Here is a 20,717-nt window from a genome sequence, read left to right on the forward strand (position 1 = left end):
CCGGAATCGTACTGGACGGAAGCGGTTAGGCTGCGGCTATGGCAGCCTCGGCGCGAGGAAAGCTCCCACGAGGCGGGGGCGAGGGCTGGTCCAAGTCGCGCAGCTGGGGGCTCCCGGCGCTGTCCGCGCGCACACGCCGACGCAGGGGATTCAGCCGCCGCCGGGGATTCATTAGGCTGTGCCTATGAGAAGGCCCCGGATTCCCCGCAAGACGTTGGTGGCGCTCGCCGCGTGCGCGTGCGCGGCGGCGTGCTCGACTTCCGGCGGCGGGGGAACTGGCTCGTCCTCGGACGGCCCGTATTCGTTCCTCGGGCTCTACCGGGAGCTGGTGGAGACGAACACGACGTTGTCGTCGGGCAGCTGCACCGCTGCGGCGGAGAAGGTCGCCAAGCGGCTGAAGGAGGCGGGCTACCCCGACGAGGACGTGACGGTCTTCGCCGATCCCCAGTATCCCAAGGCCGGCGGCCTGGTCGCCGTGCTGCGCGGGAGCGACCCCGGCGCGAAGGCCATCGCCCTCCTCGCGCACCTCGACGTGGTCGAGGCCAAGCGCGAGGACTGGCAGCGAGACCCGTTCAAGCTGGTGGAGGAGAACGGCTACTACTACGGGCGGGGGACGAACGACGACAAGGCGCAAGCGGCGATCTGGGCGGACAGCCTGATCCGCTACCGGCAGGAGGGGTTCGCCCCGAAGCGCTCCGTGAAGCTCGTCCTCACCTGCGGCGAGGAGAGCGGCCCGTTCAACGGCGCGAAATACCTGGTCGAGCAGAAGCGGCAGCTGGTCGAGGCCGAGTTCGCGCTGAACGAGGGCGCGGAGGGAATCCTGGACCAGCAGGGGAACCGGGTGGCGCTCGGCGTGCAGGCAGGGGAGAAGGTGTACCAGGACTTCACGTTCGAGACGACCAGTCCGGGCGGGCACAGCTCGGTGCCGGTCGAGGATAACGCGATCTACCGGCTGGGCGCGGGTTTGGAGCGGCTGCGGGCCTTCGGCTTCCCGATCCAGCTCAACGAAGCCACGCGCGCCTTCTTCGCGAGCATCGCCGATCTGAAGGGCGGCGAAGCGGCGGCGGCGATCCACGCGCTGCTCGCGGACCCGCAGGACCATGCGGCGGGAGAGCGCGTGGCCAAGATGGACCCGGTGTGGAACTCGATGCTGCGCACCACCTGCGTTGCGACGCAGCTGAGCGCGGGGCACGCGCCGAACGCGCTGCCGCAGCGGGCGACCGCGAACGTCAACTGCCGGATCTTCCCCGGCGTGCCGGTCCAACAGGTCCAGGACACGTTGGCCGGCGTGGTGGCGGATCCGCAGATCAAGATCTCGCCTTCGGGCGATGTGAGCCCGACCCCGCCTGCGCCGCCGCTGGACGAGCGGATCCTCGGACCCGCGCGCGAGGTCGCGGCAAAGCTCTGGCCGGGGACGCCGCTGCTGCCGACGATGGCGACCGGGGCGACGGACGGCAAGTACTGGAACGCGGCGGGCATTCCCACCTACGGCTTGTCTGGGATTTTCATGGACCCGGACGGGGACGGGATGCACGGCTTGAACGAGCGGGTCCGGGTGCGCAGCCTCGGCGAGGGCCGGGACTTCCTCTACGAGGCCGTGAAGCTGTACGCGAACGCGACGTGAGGCCCGTCGGTCGTTTCGCGCCGAGCCCGTCTGGCGATCTGCACGTCGGCAACTTGCGCACCGCGATGCTGGCCTGGCTCTGCGCCCGCTCGGCGGGGGGAGGGTTCGAGCTGCGGGTCGAAGACCTCGACGAGCGGGCCCGCCCCGGTGTGGCGGAGCGCCAGATCGCCGACCTCGCGGCGGTCGGCGTGGACTGGGACGGGCCGGTCCTGCGGCAGTCGGGCAGGCGGGAGGTCTACCGCGCCGTGGTGGCCGAGCTGGCCGGGCGCGGCCTGGTCTACGAGTGCTGGTGCTCGCGCCGCGAGATCGCCGAGGCTCCCCGCGCCCCGAATTCCCCGCCGGGCTCGTATCCGGGGGTCTGCCGCGAGCTGAGCGAGGCGCGCCGCCGCGAGCTGCGGTCGAGCGCGCCGAGGCCCCCGGCGCTGCGGCTGGCCAGCGCCGTCCGGGAGTTCGCGGTTGCCGACCTCGTGCACGGCAGGCACGTCGGCGCGGTGGACGATTTCGTGCTCCTTCGCTGGGACGGGACGCCCGCGTACAACCTCGCCGTTGTCGTGGACGACGCGGCGCAGGGGGTCACCCAAGTGGTGCGCGGGGACGACCTGCTCAGCTCCGCGCCGCGCCAGGCCTACCTCGCGTCGCTGCTCGGCCTGCCCGAGGTCGAGTACGCGCATGTGCCGATGGTGTTGAACGCGTCGCGCCAGCGCCTGGCCAAACGCGACGGCGCGGTCACGCTCGCGGACCTCGCGGCGATGGGGACGGGGACGGAGGAGGCGGTGCGGCTCCTGCTCAGGTCCGTCGGCTCGGCGGCGGACACGCTCGGGGAGGCAGCCGCTTCGTTCGACCTGCGCCGCGTCCCCGCCGCGCCGATGACCTGGCCGTGAGGAGGCTGGGCGGATCAGCCGAATTCGACGACGGTGTGCGGGGCGCGGAACCGGTCGAGGCGGGGCAGCCGGTAGAACAGCGGGAGCCCCCAGCGCAGCACGGCTCCGCGCCCTCGTGGGACCGGCAGCTCGCGGACGGCGCGGACGCCGTCCAGCGCGCGCAGCTCGTCGTAGCGGTCGGCGGTGAACGGGAACGGCATCGGCGGCATGGTGTAGTGCTTGCTGAGCCGCATGCCGCGCTGGGAGAACGAGCTTAAGAACTTCGGGACGGAGTCGAAGACCAGCCAGCCGCCGGGGAAACGTTGGGCGCACGCCGCGATCAGGTCGAACACGAGGTCGCGCTCGAGGTACTGGAACAGTCCTTCGGCGGTGATCAGCACGCCGTCCGCGTCGTCGACCTGGTCCATCCACGAGTAGTCGAGCGCGGACTGGGCGCAGTGGCGCAGCCGGTCCGAAGCTGGCAGCGCCTGCTGGCGCAACTGGATGACCGGCTCCAGGTCCACCGAGAGCCAGCTCAGCTCGCCGTTGTCGACGCGCCAGAAGCTGGTCTGCAATCCTTCGGCCAGCGCGACCACGGTGGCGCGCGGGCGGGCGGCCAGATACTCGCGGGCGGCTCGGTCGAAGATCACCGCCCGCAGCGCGGTCACCTGGCGCGGGCTCCCGAAGTGGTCGTAGTCGTAGTCGATGCGCTCGCGCAGGGCGACGGCCATCGGATCCTCGATGACGCCGTCGGCCCTGGCGGCCTCGGCGGCCCGGTGATACAAGGTGATCAGCGCGGTCTCGGACACCCCGTCGAGGTGGCGGGCGTCGATGGCTGGCATGGGATCGGCTGGCATGGGATCGGACTGTACTTCGGGGGAGCAGCCGCGAGAATCCGGGGTGAGCGCGGGAACTTTTCCTATCGCCCCGCCGACCTTTGATGCAGTGCGCGAAACCGCGCGAGGCCGGACGGCCGGGTACGAGGAGGTGGAGCTGTGACAGCGCCCATATGGATGGCATTGCCTCCAGAGGTGCATTCGAGCCTGCTCAGCGCGGGCCCCGGCCCCGGCCCGTTGCTCGCCTCGGCGGCGCAGTGGCATGCGCTCAGCGGCCAGTACGCGCAGACCGCCGCCGAGCTCGTCCAGCTGCTGGCGGGCGTGCAGGCCAGCAGCTGGGAGGGGCCGAGCGCCGCCCAGTACGTTGCCGCGCACGCTCCCTATCTGGCGTGGCTCCAGCAGACCTCCGCCAGTAGCGCCGCCATCGCCGGGCAGCAGGAGGCGATCGCCGCCGCCTACAGCACCGCGCTGGCCGTCATGCCGACGATGGCGGAGCTCGCCGCCAATCACGCCGTCCACGGCGCGCTGCTCGCCACCAACTTCTTCGGGATCAACACCATTCCCATCGCCGTCAACGAGGCCGATTACGCCCGGATGTGGGTGCAGGCCGCCACCACGATGGCCGCCTACCAGTCCGTCGCGGACGCGGCGGCCATGGCGACCCCGCCGGCCCAGCCTGCCCCGTCCATCCTCGCGCCGGGCGGGGAGGCGCAGAACGGCCAGAACGACACGCAGCTGAACTCGGGGGACGTGCTCTCCCGGATCCTGCGCACCCTCTTCACCGAGGCCCCCGGCTCGACGGAGCAGATCCAGCAGTTGCTCGCCGAGTTCCAGCAGTTCTTCGAGGAGCTGGGCCTGAGCTCATCGGCCTCCTCGGCAGCGGCGCTCGCGATGCTGTTCGTGTACGACCTGTTCTGGTACCCCTACTACGCCTCCTATCTGCTCCCGTTCCTCCTCCCGGCGCTCCCCGCGCTTGGCGGGCTCGGCGCGTTGGGCGCGCTGGGAGCCGCCGCGGCCCCGGCGGGGCAGGACGCGACGGCCCCCGAGGCCGAACGGCCTGTCGGCCAGGCCGAGCCAAGTCCCGTCCGAGAGCGCCACCGGATCGAGCCGGTCCCCCCGGCCGGGGCGGCCACCGCGATGCCCGCCCCGGCCGGGGGGACCGCGCCCTCAGGCGGCCCCGCGCCGGGCGCGCCCGCCCCGGCTCCGGCCGGCGCGCCCGCGTCCGCCCCGATCATCAGCTACGCGGTGCCCGGCCTGGCCCCGCCGGGGGTGGGCTTCGGCCCCGCCGCGAAAGCCAGCAGGACATCGCCGGACTCCGTCTCGGGCAGCGCGCGGACCAATGCCGAGGCGAAAGATCCGGCGCTCGCCGCCGCCCGCCGCGCCGCGCGCGGCAGGGCCAGCGCCAAAGCGCGCGGCCACCGCGACGAATTCCTCGAGGCGACCGCCGACATGGGCCCCGAACCGGTTTCGCACATGGCGACGAGCCGGGGCGCGGGGACGCTCGGCTTCGCGGGCACCGCCCCGACCGTGCGTGCGGGGCAGGCCGCGCACCTCGTCTACGGGTCCTCCGGCGACACGCGCCCCACAGTCCCGATGCTCCCGGCGACGTGGGCCGACGACGCCGCCGACGAGGCGGCGGACGGGCCGGCGCGCTGAGCGAAACCCCGGTGAGCGGCATGGCGAGAATGCTCGGGAACTCTTCGCCGTCCGGATCCGACTAGTTCTATAACTGACGCTTTATTTGCCGAATGCGCCCTTGGTATCACTGCCAAGGGTATTTCGGCATGCCGATGAACCGAAGGAGAAGAGAGCAATGACGCTCAATGTGAAGGGCGAAGGCCTTGGCGCGCAGATCACCGGGATCGACCCGGAGGACCTGGACAGCATCCGGGCGGACGAGATCCGCGACATCGTGTACGAGAACAAGCTCGTCGTCCTCAAAGACGTCCGCCCGTCCGCGGAGCAGTTCCTCCAACTCGGGCGGATCCTCGGCGAGATCGTCCCGTATTACGAGCCGATCTACCACCACAAGGACCACCCGGAGATCTTCGTTTCTTCCACCGAGCAGGGCCAGGGCGTGCCGAGGACCGGCGCTTTCTGGCACATCGACTATCAGTTCATGCCCAAGCCCTTCGCGTTCTCCATGGTGCTGCCGCTCGCCGTGCCGGGCCGGGACCGGGGCACCTACTTCATCGACTTGAACAAAGTGTGGGAGTCGTTGCCCGCCGATTTGCAGGCCAAGGCGCGCGGCACGCGCAGCATCCATTCGCCCCGGCGCTACATCAAGATCCGCCCGAGCGACGTGTACCGGCCCATCGGCGAAATCCTTGCGGAGATCGAGGAGACGACCCCGCCGCAGACCTGGCCGACGGTGATCAAACACCCCAAGACCGGGCAGGAGATCCTGTACATCTGCGAGGCGGGGACCATGACGATCGAAGACGGGAACGGGAACGCGCTCGACCCCTCGCTGCTGCAGACGCTCCTCGAGGCGACCGGACAGCTCGACCCCGACTACGCGTCGCCCTTCATCCACGCCCAGCATTACGAGGTCGGCGACATCGTGCTCTGGGACAACCGGGCCCTTGTGCACCGGGCGAAGCACGGCACCGCCCCCGGCACGCTGACGACCTACCGGCTGACCATGCTGGACGGCCTGGCGACTCCTGGGCTCGCGGCATGACCGGGGCGGTCGCCTCGGCGCGGATCGAGACGGGAGCCGTCGGCACAGCCCCGATCCCAGAGGAACTGCTCGCCAAAGTGCTCGAGCCGTACTCCCACAAAGGGTGCCGCTATCTGGTGGACGCGGACTACGGCATCGCCGACGACGTGGTGCACGCGCGCGCCAGCTTCGGCATCGAAGAGTCGGCGTACATCCGCAGCACGGGGCACTTCAACGCCGTGGAGCTGGTGCTGTGCTTCAACCAGCTGACCTACAGCGCGTTCGCCCAAGGCTGCGTCAACGAGGATATCGACGCGTTCCTCGGCTGGTCGATCGACGACTACTGCCGCAACCAGCTCGCGGGCATGTTGATCAAGAGCGCCTCGTCGCGGTTCAAACGGCAGATCGACGCTCGGAGGTTCTCCGCTCGCTTGCGGGCGCACGATTTCCGCATCGTCGAGCGGACGTGGCGCTACTTGCAATTCCAGAGCGTTGTCGAGTTTTGGGACCAGGACGGCGGCTTGGCGGCGGGCGAGTTCGAGATCGCGGTCCTCAACCTCCCGTCCCCCGAGAAACGGAAGGAGGCGTTGTGCCGATGACCGGCGTGCTGCCCACGGTGTGGGAGCGGATCTGCGCCCAAGCGCTCCAGCGGCCCGACGCGGTCGCGTTGCGCCGGGCGGACGGCACGGGCGAACTGCGCTACGCGGAGCTGGTCCGCGCGGTCGAGCGGCTCGCCGAGGAGCTCGGGGCCGCGTCGGTCGCGCGGGAGTCCAGGGTCGTCGTCCTCTCGGACAACGGGCCCGAGACGTATCTGGCGGTGCTGGCCTGCGCGCGGCTCGGCTCCATAGCCGTCATGGTGGACGGAACGCTGCCGCCCGCGACCGTCGGACGGTTCTGCCAGATCGCCGGCCCGGCCGCCGTGCTCGTCCCCTCCGGGGCCGCAGCCGGGGCCGTATGGTCGGCCGAGGACGGCGGCCCGATCCCGACGATCGCGGTCGGCTCTGGAGAGGCGGCGGAGCGCGCCTGTGCCCCGGACTGCGGCAAGGGGCTCCCGGACCTCGGCCCCGACGACCCGCTCGCGATGATCTTCACGAGCGGCACGACGGGGGAGCCCAAGGCGGTGCTGCTGGCGAACCGCACGTTCTTCGCGGTTCCGGACATCTTGCAGGGCGCGGGTTTGTCGTGGATCGAGTGGACAGCGGGCGAGTTCGCGTACTCGCCGTTGCCCGCGACGCACATCGGCGGGCTGTGGTGGATCCTCACCTGCTTGGCGAACGGGGTCTCGTGCGTCACCGGCGGGGAGGGCTCGTCGTCCTTGGCGGAGATCCTCAACGCGAACGAGGTCGCGACGGTCTGCCTGGTGCCGACCCTGCTCGCGAGGCTGGTCGCCGAGCTCAAGGCCACTGGGGCCGAGGTGCCGTCGCTCCGGTTCGTCGGCTACGGCGGCTCGCGGGCGATCCCGGACGACGTGCGGTTCATCGAGGCCGCCGGGGTGCGCACGGCGCAGGTCTTCGGGCTGAGCGAGACCGGTTGCACCGCGCTGTGCCTGCCGACGGACGAGGATTCGCTCTCCCGGATCGAGGAGGGCGCGGTCGGGCGCCCGTATCCGGGCGTCGAGGTCTATCTGGCGGCGAGCGAGGACTGCGCGCCCGCGCTGGCCGGCTCGAAGCCCTCCGCCTCGTTCGGCACGCTGTGGATCAAGTCCCCGGCGAACATGCTGGGGTACTGGAACAACCCGGAGCGCACCCGCGAGACGCTGGTCGACGGATGGGTGAACACCGGCGATCTGATGGAGCGCCGCGCGGACGGCTTCTTCTACATCAAGGGGCGTTCGTCGGAGCTGATCATCTCCGGCGGCGTCAACGTCGTGCCCGACGAGGTCGACCGCATCGCGGAGCGCGTCAAGGGCGTGCGCGAGGCCGCGTGCTACGAGATCCCCGACCCTGAGTTCGGCGCGCTGGTCGGGCTGGCGGTTGTCCCGTCCGAGGCGTTGGACGCGGCCGGGGCAGCCGAGCTCAAACGGGCCGTCGCGGCCCGCTATCGGCGCGAGTCGGAGTCGATGGCCCGGCCCTCTGCCATCGCGCTGGTCGCGGATATTCCGAGGACGAAGTCCGGCAAGGTCATGCGCGCCGCGCTCGCGGCGGCGCTGCGCGGGGAACGGGCCGAGGCGGTCGTCGGTGGCTGAGGCGGTTCGGGAAGCTGGGCCGATGCGAGAGAAAGTCCTCGCGGCGCTCTGCGAGGTGCTCTATATCGCGGAGGACGACCTCGTCGACGGCGACGCCACCGATCTGCGCGACCTCGGGCTGGATTCGGTCCGTTTCGTCCTGCTGATGCAGCGGCTCGGCGTCGACCGGGGGTCGGACCTGTGGTCCCGGCTGGGGGAGAGCCTGTCGGTCGCGGGCTGGGCGGACGCGTTGGCGCAGGCCGGGCCGGGGAACGCCGAGTGACGCAGCAGCCAGAGCGCCCCTCGGACCGCGTCGCGTTGAGCAGGTCCCAGCGGAACATCTACAACGGGGTGCTGCAGAACGACGATCCGGCGTTGTACCTGATCGGCAAGAGCTACCGGTTCCGCCCGCTGGAGCTGCCCGCGTTCCTCGCCGCCTTGGCGTGGACGATCGCCAAGAACCCGGCGCATCTGTGCGTGCTGGAAGCCGCGCCCGCCGAGGGCGGCTATCCAGACCTCGCGCCGAGGCTGGGGTTCGACGACCTGGTGCGCGTTCGGCCAGAGGAGGAGGACGCGGCGGCGTTCGGGGGCGAACTCGCGCGAACGTGGTCCGACGGGCTCCTCGGCAAGCCGCTCATGCGCTACACCGTGCGCCTGGACGCGCGCGGCGCTGTGTCCGGGCTCGAAGCCCACGCGCACCACATCCTGTTCGACGGCGGCGCGACCGGAGCCATCGAGACCGAACTGGCGCGGCATCTCGCAGGCGAGGCCGAGGCGCAGGCGCCCGGCCTTGGGGAGGGGCTGGCCAAACTGGCCGAGGCGCACCGCCGTGAGAACGCCAAGGCGGAGGAGGCCTCTGGGCGGTTCGCCGAAGCCGTGCGGCGCGAGCTCGCCGACGAGGCGCGCCGGGGCGACGGCCAGGAGCGCCGCGACGCCCCCGCGAGCGCCGCGAAAGGGGTCCGCCAGGGGGAGGCGCTGGTCTCCGGGCAGGCGTACGAGACGCTCCTCGCCCTCGCCGAGGCCGAGCGCGTCCCGCTGAACGTCCTCGTCGCCGCCGCGGCGACGGCGGTGGACGCGAGCCTGCGCCAAAGCGTCGAGGGCCTTCTGGTCCACGCGGTGGACAACCGGTTCGGCGATCCCGATTTGAACGTCGCGACGTGTCTGGTCAATTCGGTCGCGCACCCGGTCCGGTTCCCCCCGTTCGCCTCGACGCGGGAGGTCGCCCGCGCGCTCGACCGGGCGTACGTCGCGGCGGTGCGCCGCCGATGGTTCCGCGAGGAGCAGTACCGCCGGATGTATTTGACGGTCAACCGGACTTCGCGCCTTGCGGCGTTGACGCTCAACTTCATCCGCGAGGCGTGCGCGCCCGGCCTGCGCAGGTTCCTCTCGGAGGCTCCGGCGGCGGCGGACATCGGCCCGGTCGAGGGGATGACCGTGGCGTGCGTGCTCGACGAGGAGCGGCGCTCGCTGCGGCTGTCGGTCTGGGACCGCGCGGATCTGCCCGAGGACGAGAGGCCCGCGCGGATCGCGGAGCGGATCGCGGCGGCGCTGGAGTCCATGGCGGCGAAGTGGGACCAGCCGATCGCGACGATTGTGGGCGAATGGGCCGAGATCGGCCCGGACGGGGCCCGCCGTCCGCAGGACGAGGCGGATCCGGCGGAGCGGCGGTGCGCCCCCGCGTGGTTCCTCGACCCAGAGGGAAGCGTCCGCGCGTTCCTCGACCGCCGAGGCCACGTCCTGCCTTGGGCGGCCTGGCTGGCGCGGCGCGGAATCGAGCCGGGCGAGGTCGTGGTGCTCGCCGACGACCACACCGACAAGACGGTCGACCTCTTGGTCGCCTGCCACCTGGCGGGCTGCGGCTACAGCGTCTGCGACAGCGCCGACGAGGCTCCCGAGCGGGCGGACGAGATCGCCGCGCAGGGACTCGCCGCGCACGTGGTCGACGTCGCCGCCGTCCGGTTGGCGGCGGATCTCGGCGACGAGTCGCGGGAGCTTGTGGGCCGACGGTTCGAGCAAGTGGCGCGGGACGACGGGCTCGCCGACAGGACCGCGTACATCATGCCGACCTCGGGATCGACCGGGCGGCCCAAGCTCGTCCGGATCTCGCACCGCTCGCTCGCGCTTTTCTGCGCCTCGGCGCGGTCCGCCTACGGCTGGGGCTCAGACGACGTCCTCCTGCAATGCGCGCCGTTGACCTCGGACATCAGCGTCGAGGAGATTTTCTGCGGCGCGGCCTGCGGGACGGAGCTGGTCCGCTCCGCCGCAGTGCGCGCCGGCGACATCGCCGGGCTGGTCCGAGACCTCGTCGGGAAACGCGCGACCGTCGTCGATCTGCCCACCGCCGTCTGGCATCTGCTGTGCGAGGACGGCGAAGCCCTGGGCGCGCTCCGCTGCTCGGCCCTGCGCCAGATCGTCATCGGCGGCGAGGCGGTCCGCCCCGGCGCTGTGGGCACATGGGTCCGTTGCGACGTGTCGCGGGATGTCTCCCTCGTCTCCACCTACGGCCCGACCGAGGCCACGGTCGTCGCGACCGCGCTGCCGCTCGCCGACGAGCTGGCGGACGCGGGGGCGGCCCGGTTGGGCAGGCCGCTGGTCCCCGGCTCGGTGTTCGTCGCTTTCGGCGAGGTCGTCGTGGTCGGCGACCTCGTCTCCTCTGGCTATCTGGGGATGGAAAGCCCGAGCTTCGGGACGGTGACGACCGGCGAAGGGCCGCCGCGTCGGGCGTTCGCCACCGCCGACCGCGTGGCGTTCGACGACGAGGGCTTCCCCGTGCTGCTCGGACGGCGGGACGCGGTGGTCAAGATCTCCGGCAAACGGGTGGACATCGCCGAAGTCGCACGGCGCATCGCCGAGGACCCCGCAGTCGCCGACGCCGGGGTCGAGGCGCGCGACGGCAGCCTTGGGGTGTGGTTCCAGGCCCGGCGCACCAGCGAGGGCGGAGCCGAAGCCGAGACGGCGGCGCGGCTCAGGAGCGTCCTTCTCGGCTTGGGGGTCGCCTCCTTCTTCGTCGTCGGCGTGGCGCGGATACTGAGGAAGCCGAACGGGAAGATCGACGGCGACAGCCTGCGGGCGATGTCCCCCGCCTCGGACGCGAGGCCGGCCGGTCCCGAGCCGGACGAGACCTCGGCGGGCCTCGCGGCGATCTGGAGCAGCCGGCTCGGGACCGAAGTCGGGCCGGACTCCTCGCTCCTGGCAGAGGGGGTCGGCTCGTTGGACCTGATGCGGATCCTCCCCGACACCCGCGCGTACCTCGGCCGTCCGCTCACGATCCTCGACCTGATCCGCGCGGACAGCGCCGCCCGCCTGGTGGCCGAGTCCGGGGCGGATCCTGGCGAGCTGGTCGACGCGGAGGCGGCGGCGGAGATCGCCCGCGACCTCGCGGACCTACGCAGCAGAGGCCTGGCGGCTCCCGGCTCCCGGCGGAGCCCGCGCGGCACGGGCGCGGTCCTCGTGCTGGGCGCGTCGGGAATCCTCGGCACCGGGTTCGCCCAGGCGGCGCTCGACCTGCGGCGAGCTGGGGCCCGGCTCCCGGACGTGGTGCTGGCCGCGCGGTCGGAGATCCCCGAGCGCGCGCCGTGGACGGAGATCCTTGGCGTCGCCGGAATACGGATCGCGCAGGCCCCCGCGCGGCTCGGCGCGGAGGAGCTGGACGATCTGATCCGAGCGAGCGGGGCCCGGACGGTGGTGAACTGCGTCGGGAACACGAACGTGCTCGCGCCGTACCGCGAACTCCGGGCGGCGAACGTGGAGCCGGTCGCCGCGCTGGTCGAGGTGTGCGCGGCCAGGGGCGCGCGGTTGGCGCATTTGTCGACGTTCGTCGTTGGCGCGGAAGCCGCAGCCCCGCGCGTGGTCGACCCGCGCGCCTCGGCGTACCCGTACGCGGCTTCCAAAGCGCTCGCCGAGCTGGTCGTGGCGGGCTCGCCGCCGGAGCTCGATTTCGCCCTGGTGCGCCTGCCAAGGGTGCTGGGGACGGCGGATCAGATGCGGGACTCCGCCGACGTGCTGGTGTCGATCGCGCAAGCCTGCGCCGCGTTGCGCGCGCACCCCGCCGTCGCGCTGACGGAAGAAGTGACGACGGGCAGGGCCGTGGCGAGGGGACTCCTCGGCTTGCTGCCGGAACTGGCGGGGTCTGCGGGGCTCGGGCGCGGGCTCCTCGTCGCGCGCGGCGCGAAGGTGGCGTACGCCGAATTCCTCGCCCAGTTCGGCCCCGAGGAGCTCGACCTGCCCGAGTGGAAGCGTCGGCTGGACCGGAGCGGCTGGGCGAAGCGGAATCCGGGCCGGTGGGCGGTGATCGACGCGTGGGCCGCCTTGGGCGAACGGCTCGGCGCCCGCTCGTACGCGGACTACCTCGCGGACCGCCGGACCGTCGCGCTCGGAGTCGAAGCCGTCGCCGAGTTCGACGGCGGCCGGGAACTTTCCGCTGTGCGGTCGCGACTTGTACGGAGTGAACACGGCGGGTTCCTCGAAAAGAGGGTTTATTGAAAATGATTTTCAATAATCTGCTACGCTCAAGCCTGCGGACGACGCGGCGAGGAGCGCGACAGGCGTCAGGACATGCGACAAGGAGACGAGGATGAGCATCGACCCGGAGCTGGCAAGCCGGTTCGCCGCGTGTTGCCGGGTGCTCGGCCTCACCGTCGACGGCAGACGGCGCCCGGCGGACCTGCCCTCGGCCCGAGCCGGCTTCGCCGCGCTCTGCCGCGCGGCGCACGAGCAATGCGACGCGTGGGTCGGGCTGGCCGCGTCCGGAGAGGCGACGGTCGAGGTTTTGGCCGCCATCTCCCGGACCTCGGCGACGGCGAAGCGGCTGCAACACGCGGCGAGCCTGCTGCCGGGCGAGCTGTCCTTCTCCTACGACACCGGGCTGTACCTCGCGTTCCGGGCCGAGGGCCCCGACGACTACCGCCTCGCCCACGCCGCCGCGCTCGCCGACGCGGGGGCGTACGCCGAGGCCGACGAGCTGGTCGCCGAAGTCACCCGGCGCCGTCCCGACTGGTTCCGCGCGCGTTGGACGGCGGTCGCCATCCGCAACCGGGCCGAGCGCTGGTCCGACGTCGTCGAGCTGCTGGCCCCGGTGGTCGCCGACGAGCCGGCCGACCCGACCGCCGCGCACGCCGTGCGCGTCGCCTTCGGGATCGCGCTCGCCAAGCTCGGCATGGTCGCCCCCGCGCTCGCGCACCTCGACGACCCCAGCGGCCCGATCGCGGTGGCCGCGACCGACGGGGCGCTGGCCCGCGCGCTGTGCCTGCGCCATCACGGCGAGGGCGAGGCGGCAGCAGAGGCGCTGCAAGACCTGTACGCGGCGCATCCGGACAATGCCGACGTCGAGCACGCCCTGTCCGACCCGAGCGTCGGCCTGCGCGTCACCACCGCCGCGCGGATCGCCGCGCGCGCCGACCCGTGGGATCCGGCCACCGAGCCGGACGAGGACGATTTCATCGATCCGGATGCGCAGGAGCGCAAGGCGGTCCTGCTGGCCGAGGCAGAACAGCAGCTGGGCGAGTTCATCGGCCTCGACGAGGTCAAGGACCAGGTGGCGCGCTTGAAGAGCTCGGTGGCGATGGCGTTGCGCCGCCAGGAGCGCGGGCTGGCCGTCGGGCAGCGCGCGCACCATCTCGTCTTCGCGGGCCCGCCGGGCACCGGCAAGACCACCATCGCCCGCGTGGTCGCCAAGATCTACTGCGGCCTCGGCCTGCTCAAGCGCGAGCATGTGCGCGAGGTGCACCGAGCGGACCTCATCGGCCAGCACATCGGCGAGACCGAGGCGAAGACCAACGCGGTGATCGACAGCGCGCTCGACGGGGTGCTCTTCCTCGACGAGGCGTACTCGCTGGTGTCCACCGGGGCCAAGAACGACTTCGGCCTGGTCGCCATCGACACCCTGCTGGCCCGCATGGAGAACGACCGCGACCGCCTCGTGGTCATCATCGCGGGCTACCGCGCCGAGTTGGACCAGTTCCTCGACACCAACGAGGGCCTGCGCTCGCGCTTCACCCGCTCCATCGCCTTCCCCTCCTACACCCCGTCCGAACTGGTCGAGATCGCTTCGGCCATGGCCGAAGCCCGCGACAGCGTGTTCGAGGCGGCCGCCGCCGACGAGCTGCTGGCCGCCTTCGCCGCCATGTGCGCGGCAGAGGCCCCCGACGCGCGGGGCGTGGCCCGGCGCAGCATCGACGTCGCGGGCAACGGCCGGTTCGTCCGGAACGTGGTGGAACGCGCGGAGGAGGAGCGCGAGCACCGGCTGGACAACTCGGGGGCCGACGAGTTCAGCGACGACGACCTGATGACCGTCACCCTTGGCGATGTCCGCGCCTCCGTCGAAGCCATCGTGCGCGGCCTGGGACTGGTGGCGGTCGCGTGAGCGAGCAGCACGAGCGCCGGTCTTTCGCGTCGCGCACGCCAGCCAGCGAGCACCCGGAGCCGCTCACGTACCGCCGGGGGTTCGTCACCGGCCACCAGGTCACCGGATGGCGGTTCGTCTCGCGGCGCATCGCCTCGGCGGTCGCGTTGCACGACGCCCGCATGCTCGTCGATCCGCTGCGCACGCAGTCCAGATCGCTCGGGGTCGGCGCGCTGCTCGTGGTCAGCGGCCTGATCGGCTGCTTCGTGTTCTCGCTGATCCGGCCGGCGGGCGTTGCGGGGAACGACGTCGTGCTCGCCGACCGGTCGACCGCCGCGCTCTACGTGCGGGTGGGCGAGTACCTGCATCCGGTGCTCAACCTCGCATCGGCCCGGCTCATCGCGGGCAAGGCGGTCGATCCGACCATGGTGAGAAGCGCGGAGCTGGACCGTTTCCCGCGCGGCAACACGATCGGCATCCCAGGAGCCCCAGAGCGCATGCCGCAGTCCGCCTCGGCGGACGCGGCATGGACCGTGTGCGAATCCGCAGAGGACCACGCGGTCACCGTCATCGCGGGCGCGTTGGACGGCGGGGCCGACAAAGCCGCCGCGCTGCCCTCAGGACGCGCGGCGGTGGTGTCCACCGACTCGGGCGCGTGGCTGTTGTGGGAAGGGCGGCGCAGCGCGCTCGACCTCGCCGACACCGCCGTCACCAGCGCGCTTGGCTTCGCGGCCCCGCCAGAGGCTCGCCCGGTGACCGCCCGCCTGCTCAACGCCATCCCCGAATCCCCGGCGCTGGCCGTGCCCGCCATCCCCGGCGCGGGGACGAAGCCTTCCTACCCGCTCCCCGTCGCGGCTCCCGTCGGCTCGGTGCTGGTCAGCTATTCCAGCGCGAACACGCTGGCCTATTACGCGGTGCTCGCGGGCGGCGTGCAGCGGATCTCGCCGGTCCTCGCCTCGGCGCTGCGGGCGAGCGACTCGCACGGACTGCAGCGCCCGCCGCAGCTGACCGCCGACCAGATCGCGCGCTTGCCGGTCTCGTCGGACCTCGACGTGCGCGCGTTCCCGAGCGCTCCGGTGGTTCCGGTCTCCGAGGAGCAAGCCCCGGTCCTGTGCGCGGGGTTCGCCAAGACGGCGCGGGCCGCGTCGGGCTCGTGGTCGTTGCTCGCCGGGTCGGCGCTGCCGTTGTCCAGTTCCGCGCGCACGGTGCGGCTCGTCGCGTCCGCCACCAACGTCGCCATCGCCCCCGGCTCCGGGTACCTCGTGCGGCCGGTCGGCGGCGGCGGGTATCAGTGGCTCTCGGACACCGGCGTGCGCTACGGCGTCGACACCGAGACGGACGGCGACAAGACGCTCGGGGCGCTCGGCCTGCGCGGCCCGGCGCTGCCGATCCCCGCGTCGATGTTGGACCTTTTCGCGCCCGGCCCGACGCTCTCTCGCGCCGACGCCTTGTTGGCGCACGACGGGCTTGCTCCGGCGGAGCCGTTCACGAGCGGGGGAGGAGCCCGATGAGCCGTCTGATTTTCGAACCTCGCCGTCGCCTCCCGGCCCCGGCTTCGCCGGAAGGCTCCGTGCTGGTCGAGGCTCCGCCGCAGCTGCCGAGGACGCTGCCGCCGTCGTTCTTGCGCCGGGCCATGCCCGTCGTCCTCGTGGCCCTGATCATCGGCATGGTGGTCTCGCTCGTCGCGTCGGGCATCCGGCTGATCTCCCCACAGACGTTGTTCTTCCCGTTCGTGCTGCTGCTCGCCGCCACCGCGCTGTTCCGGGGCGGGAACAACAAGGTCCGCGCCGAGGAGGTCGACGCCGAGCGCGCCGACTACCTGCGCTATCTGTCCGTGGTCCGGGAGAACCTGCGCGCGCACGCGGCCCAGCAGCGCGCGGCGCTGCTCTGGTCGCATCCCGACCCCGAGGACCTCGCCACCTTCCCCGGCACCCGCCGCCAATGGGAGCGCGACCCCGGCGACCGGGATTATTTGGTGGTGCGCGCCGGGCGCTGCGACGTCCCGCTGGCCAGCGCGGTGCGGGTGAAGGACGTCGCGGACGAGATCGACCTGGAGCCGGTGAGCCACAGCGTCCTGCGCGGCCTGCTCGACGTGCAGCGGACTGTGCGCGACGCCCCCTCCGGCTTCGACCTTCGGGAGATCTCGCGCGTCACCGTGACCGGCGACGGCGAGGCGGCCCGCGCGGCGGTCCGCGCTTGGGTGGCCCAAGCCGCCGTTTTCCACGACCCGACGCTGCTGGCCATCGCGATGGCCGGACCCGAGGTGGACGGCCCGGACTGGTTCTGGCTCAAATGGCTGCCGCATGTGGACGTGGACGGCGAGGTGGACGGCGTCGGCCCGGCCCGGTCCCTGCGCCGGACGGGGGCCGAGCTTTTCGAGGCGCTCGACCCCGCCCTGTCGGGCCGGGAGCTGTTCGGCGCGGCTGGCGAGGCGCGCAAGCACCTGCTGATCGTCCTCGACGACCCCGCATACGATCTCGACAGGGCGGACCCGCCGATCCCCGTCTCGGGACTGGACGGCGTCACCGTCGTGCAACTGCGCGGCGAGGAAGCCAAGCTCGGCGAATACTTCCACCCCGAGCGGCCGGTGCTGCGGGTGGAGCGGGGTGAGTCCGGGGCCAGCATCAGCCGGTGGGACGGCGGCCAGTGGCAGCCGCACATCGGCCAGGCCGACCAGATGACCGCGCAGACCGCCGCGCATATCGCCCGCAGGCTCTCGCGGTGGGACTCGAACCCGGTCCATCCTGGGCTGCGCTCCGCCACTGCGGGCGGGGCGGCGTTCACCTCGCTCTTGGGCATCGAGGACGCCTCGCGGCTCGACGTCCCCGCCCTGTGGTCGCCGCGCCCGCGCGACGAGGAGCTGCGCGTGCCCATCGGCGTGACCGCCTCCGGCGAGCCGCTGTACTTCGATTTGAAGGACGAGGCCGAGGGCGGCATGGGGCCGCACGGGCTCATGATCGGCATGACCGGGTCCGGCAAGTCCCAGACCCTGATGTCGATCCTGCTCTCGCTGCTGACCACCCACTCCGCCGACCGGCTGATCGTGATCTACGCGGACTTCAAGGGCGAGGCGGGAGCCGATATCTTCCGCGACTTCCCGCAGGTCGTCGCCGTCATCTCGAACATGGCAGAGAAGCGCTCGCTGGCCGACCGCTTCGCGGACACCCTGCGCGGCGAGGTCGCCCGCCGCGAGCAGTTGCTCAAACAGGCCGGGCGGGACGTCCAGGGCAGCGCCTTCAACTCCGTCCGCGAGTACGAGGAGGCCATCGCGCAGGGCCACGACCTCCCGCCGATCCCCACGCTGTTCGTGGTGGCCGACGAGTTCACCCTCATGCTCCAGGACCACCCCGAATACGCCGAACTGTTCGACTACGTGGCCCGCAAGGGCCGGTCCTTCCGCATCCACATCCTGTTCGCCTCCCAGACCCTCGACGTCGGGCGGATCAAGGACATCGACAAGAACACCTCGTACCGGATCGGGCTGAAAGTGGCGAGCCCGAGCGCGTCGCGCCAGATCATCGGGACGGAGGACGCGCACCACATCGAGTCCGGCAAGGACCACAAGGGCGTCGGGTTCCTGGTGCCCTCGCCCGGCGCGGTCCCGGTCAAGTTCCGCAGCACCTACGTGGACGGGGTGTACGAGCCGCCCGCGCCGACCACCGCGGTCGAGGTCCGCGCCGTCCCGCAGCCCAAACCGTTCACCGCGCTGCCGGTGGCCGCCGATCCGACCACGGTGATCGTCAAGGGCGAACCGGAGCGCCCGGCCCAGCCCGCGCGCAAGCTGATCTCGACCATCGGCTCCCAGCTCGCCGCGTTCGGCCCCCGCGCCCCGCAGCTGTGGCTGCCCCCGCTGGACGAAGCTGTGCCGCTGGCCGACGTGCTGCGCCGAACCGGGCTGGCGGCGGGACAGCTGCGCTGGCCGCTCGGCGAGATCGACCGGCCGTTCCAGATGCGCCGCGATCCGCTGGTGTTCGAAGCCGCCTCCGCAGCGGGGAACATGATCGTCCACGGCGGCCCGAAGTCGGGGAAGTCGACCGCCCTGCAGACCTTCATCCTGTCGGCGGCGGCCCTGCACTCGCCCCGCGACGTGTCGTTCTACTGCGTCGATTACGGCGGCGGGCAGTTGCACGCGCTGGCGGGCCTCGCCCATGTCGGCAGCGTGGCCAGCGCGCTCGAGCCCGAGCGAGTCCGCCGCACCTTCGGCGAGCTGGAGCAGCTGCTCGCGGCGCGCCAGCGCCTCTTCCGGGACAACGGCGTCGCCTCGCTCGCCCAACTGCGCGAGGCCGACCCGGCCCTCGACGACGGCTACGGCGAGACGTTCCTGGTCGTGGACAACCTCTACGCGTTCAGCAGGGACAACACCGACCAGTTCAACACCCGCAACCCCTTGCTCGCGCGGCTCGTGGCGCTGGCCAGCGCCGGACTGGCGTACGGGATCCACGTGGTGGTCACGACGACGAACTGGATCGAGGTCCCGCTCGCCATGCGCGACGCGCTCGGCCTTCGTCTCGAGCTCAAGCTGCACGACGCGCAGGACAGCAACGTCCGCGTGCCCGGCGCGTTGCGCCGGCCCGCCGAGAGCGTCCCGGCGGACCAGCCGGGCAGGGGTTTGACCATGCAGGCCGAGCACTTCCTGTTCGCCGAACCGGACCTCGGCTCGGTCGAATCCCTCAACGCCCAATGGGCCGGGGCCAAAGCGCCCGAGGTCCGGCTGTTGCCGACCAACCTGGCTCCGTCCGCGCTCGAACCGCTGTGCCCGGCGCGGGGGCGGGTCGTCATCGGCCAGCGCGAGCAAGACTTGGCACCGGTGGCGCTCGATTTCGGCCACAACCCCCTGTTCATGGTTCTCGGCGACTCCGGCGCGGGCAAGACCACCTTGCTGCGGCACATCATCCGCGCTCTGCGCGACAACAGCACGGCGGAGGAGGTGGCGTTCACCGTCGTCGACCGGCGGCTGCGCCTCGCCGACGAGCCGCTGTTCCCCGACAACGAGTACACGCCGAACATCGACCGGATCATCCCCGCGATGCTCGGCCTCGGGGCGCTGCTGGAACAACGCCGCCCGCCCGCCGGCCTCTCGGCGCAACAGCTGCGCGACTGGTCCCCGGCCGCCGCGCAACAGCACTACCTGATCATCGACGACGTCGACCAGATCTCCGACGCGCCCGCGTTCAGCGGGCCCTACGCCGGAAGGCAGCCGTGGACGCCGATCGTCGGGCTGCTCGCCGAAGCGCGGGAAGTGGGTCTGCGCGTGATCGTGACCGCGCGCGCCACCGGTTCGGGGCACGCCCTGATGACCAACCCGCTGCTGCGCCGCTTCCACGAGCTGCAGGCGGCGACGCTCATGCTCTCCGGCAGCCCGCAGGACGGCGGACGGATCCGGGGGCAGCGCTTCGAGCGCCTGCCAGCGGGCCGAGGCGTCCTGCTGTCCGACTCGGACGAGCCGACCTATGTCCAAACCGCAGGCCCGCCCGGTGGCGGGCAGACCGCTCGAGGAAAGGAGCATTCGCAGTGATTCTCAAGGTTGTGCCGGAAGGTTTGATGGCCGCCAGCGCGGAAGTCGAGGCGCTGACGGCTCGGCTTGCGGCGGCGCAGGCCGCCGCTGCTCCTGTGATCGGGGCCGTCGTGCCGCCCGCGGCAGACCCGGTGTCGCTGCAGGCGGCGGCGGGATTCAGCGCCCGAGGCTCCTCGCACACCGCCGTGGCAGCCGAGGCCGTCGAGGAGCTCGGCAGGTCAGGACTGGGCGTCGCCGAGACGGCGGAGAGCTATGCCGTCGGCGATCTGCAGGGCGCGGCCGTCTTCGGGACCGCGCTCGGCTGAGGGGACGAAAACTGCTCCTCAACCATCACACGATCGAATTCATCCGAATTCGGCGAAGAAGAAAATCAAGGAAAGTGAAGGAGTGATCGTGAGTTTGTTGGATGCTCATATTCCGCAGTTGGTGGCTTCGGAGGCGGCGTTTGGCGCGAAGGCGGCGTTGATGCGTTCGACGATGGCGCAGGCGGAGTCTGCGGCGTTGGGGGCGCAGGCGTTTCATGTGGGGGAGTCGTCGTTGGCGTTTCAGGCTGCGCATGCGCGGTTTGTGGAGGCTGCGGCGAAGGTGAATGTGTTGTTGGACGTGGCGCAGGCGAATTTGGCGGATGCGAGTGGTTCGTATGTGGCGGAGGACGTCGCGGGTTCGTCTGGTTTCGCGGTTATTTGATTATTCGGTTTTGATGTTTTTTCGGAAGG

At 71.7% G+C, this 20,717-nt stretch carries 14 protein-coding genes; 13 read left to right on the forward strand and 1 reads right to left on the reverse strand.

The window, feature by feature from the left end:
• The first annotated feature begins 184 nt into the window (after positions 1-184).
• Together HMPREF9336_RS12700 and gluQRS are read left to right on the forward strand one after the other, a co-directional pair.
• Positions 185-1,624 (forward strand): M20/M25/M40 family metallo-hydrolase, encoded by a 1,440-nt coding sequence (locus HMPREF9336_RS12700; RefSeq protein WP_007467625.1) that lies wholly within the window; start codon positions 185-187, stop codon positions 1,622-1,624.
• Positions 1,621-2,505, forward strand: coding sequence for a tRNA glutamyl-Q(34) synthetase GluQRS (gluQRS, locus tag HMPREF9336_RS12705; protein WP_021030634.1), 885 nt, complete (start codon positions 1,621-1,623; stop codon positions 2,503-2,505). Before HMPREF9336_RS12700 ends, gluQRS begins: the two co-directional genes overlap by 4 nt.
• 14 nt (positions 2,506-2,519) lie before the next feature.
• Here the strand turns inward: gluQRS and HMPREF9336_RS12710 are convergent, their stop codons facing one another.
• Positions 2,520-3,326, reverse strand: a complete 807-nt coding sequence (locus tag HMPREF9336_RS12710) for a class I SAM-dependent methyltransferase (RefSeq protein WP_007467627.1) — start codon at positions 3,324-3,326, stop codon at positions 2,520-2,522.
• Positions 3,327-3,497: 171 nt separating this feature from the next.
• Here HMPREF9336_RS12710 and HMPREF9336_RS12715 point away from each other — a divergent pair, with 171 nt between their 5' ends.
• The 11 genes from HMPREF9336_RS12715 to HMPREF9336_RS12765 all read left to right on the forward strand — a co-directional run bounded on the left by HMPREF9336_RS12715 (position 3,498) and on the right by HMPREF9336_RS12765 (position 20,688).
• The gene (locus tag HMPREF9336_RS12715; RefSeq protein ID WP_040585595.1) at positions 3,498-4,976 is read left to right on the forward strand and encodes a PPE family protein; all 1,479 of its coding nucleotides are present in this window, start codon (positions 3,498-3,500) and stop codon (positions 4,974-4,976) included.
• Positions 4,977-5,133: 157 nt separating this feature from the next.
• On the forward strand, positions 5,134-6,003 hold the full coding sequence (gene scoE, locus HMPREF9336_RS12720) for a (3R)-3-[(carboxymethyl)amino]fatty acid oxygenase/decarboxylase (protein ID WP_007467629.1): 870 nt from the start codon (positions 5,134-5,136) through the stop codon (positions 6,001-6,003).
• Positions 6,000-6,581, forward strand: a complete 582-nt coding sequence (locus tag HMPREF9336_RS12725; RefSeq protein ID WP_007467630.1) for an FcoT family thioesterase — start codon at positions 6,000-6,002, stop codon at positions 6,579-6,581. The genes scoE and HMPREF9336_RS12725 overlap by 4 nt, the downstream gene beginning before the upstream one ends.
• Complete coding sequence (gene fadD10, locus HMPREF9336_RS12730; protein ID WP_007467631.1) at positions 6,578-8,167, forward strand: fatty acid--CoA ligase FadD10; 1,590 nt, start codon at positions 6,578-6,580, stop codon at positions 8,165-8,167. The genes HMPREF9336_RS12725 and fadD10 overlap by 4 nt, the downstream gene beginning before the upstream one ends.
• Before the next feature lie 22 nt (positions 8,168-8,189).
• On the forward strand, positions 8,190-8,429 hold the full coding sequence (locus HMPREF9336_RS12735; protein WP_007467632.1) for an acyl carrier protein: 240 nt from the start codon (positions 8,190-8,192) through the stop codon (positions 8,427-8,429).
• Complete coding sequence (locus HMPREF9336_RS12740; RefSeq protein ID WP_007467633.1) at positions 8,426-12,628, forward strand: AMP-binding protein; 4,203 nt, start codon at positions 8,426-8,428, stop codon at positions 12,626-12,628. Before HMPREF9336_RS12735 ends, HMPREF9336_RS12740 begins: the two co-directional genes overlap by 4 nt.
• A gap of 91 nt (positions 12,629-12,719) precedes the next feature.
• Positions 12,720-14,507 (forward strand): type VII secretion AAA-ATPase EccA, encoded by a 1,788-nt coding sequence (eccA, locus tag HMPREF9336_RS12745; protein ID WP_021030636.1) that lies wholly within the window; start codon positions 12,720-12,722, stop codon positions 14,505-14,507.
• Positions 14,504-15,997, forward strand: coding sequence for a type VII secretion protein EccB (gene eccB, locus HMPREF9336_RS12750; protein ID WP_007467635.1), 1,494 nt, complete (start codon positions 14,504-14,506; stop codon positions 15,995-15,997). The genes eccA and eccB overlap by 4 nt, the downstream gene beginning before the upstream one ends.
• Entirely contained in the window at positions 15,994-20,001 is a 4,008-nt protein-coding gene (locus HMPREF9336_RS12755) for a type VII secretion protein EccC (RefSeq protein ID WP_007467637.1), read from the forward strand. Before eccB ends, HMPREF9336_RS12755 begins: the two co-directional genes overlap by 4 nt.
• Entirely contained in the window at positions 19,998-20,306 is a 309-nt protein-coding gene (locus HMPREF9336_RS12760; protein ID WP_007467639.1) for a PE family protein, read from the forward strand. Before HMPREF9336_RS12755 ends, HMPREF9336_RS12760 begins: the two co-directional genes overlap by 4 nt.
• An 88-nt stretch (positions 20,307-20,394) precedes the next feature.
• The gene (locus tag HMPREF9336_RS12765) at positions 20,395-20,688 is read left to right on the forward strand and encodes a hypothetical protein (protein ID WP_021030637.1); all 294 of its coding nucleotides are present in this window, start codon (positions 20,395-20,397) and stop codon (positions 20,686-20,688) included.
• The last annotated feature ends 29 nt before the right edge of the window (positions 20,689-20,717 follow it).

The organism is Segniliparus rugosus ATCC BAA-974 (assembly GCF_000185725.2).
GTDB lineage: Bacteria > Actinomycetota > Actinomycetes > Mycobacteriales > Mycobacteriaceae > Segniliparus > Segniliparus rugosus.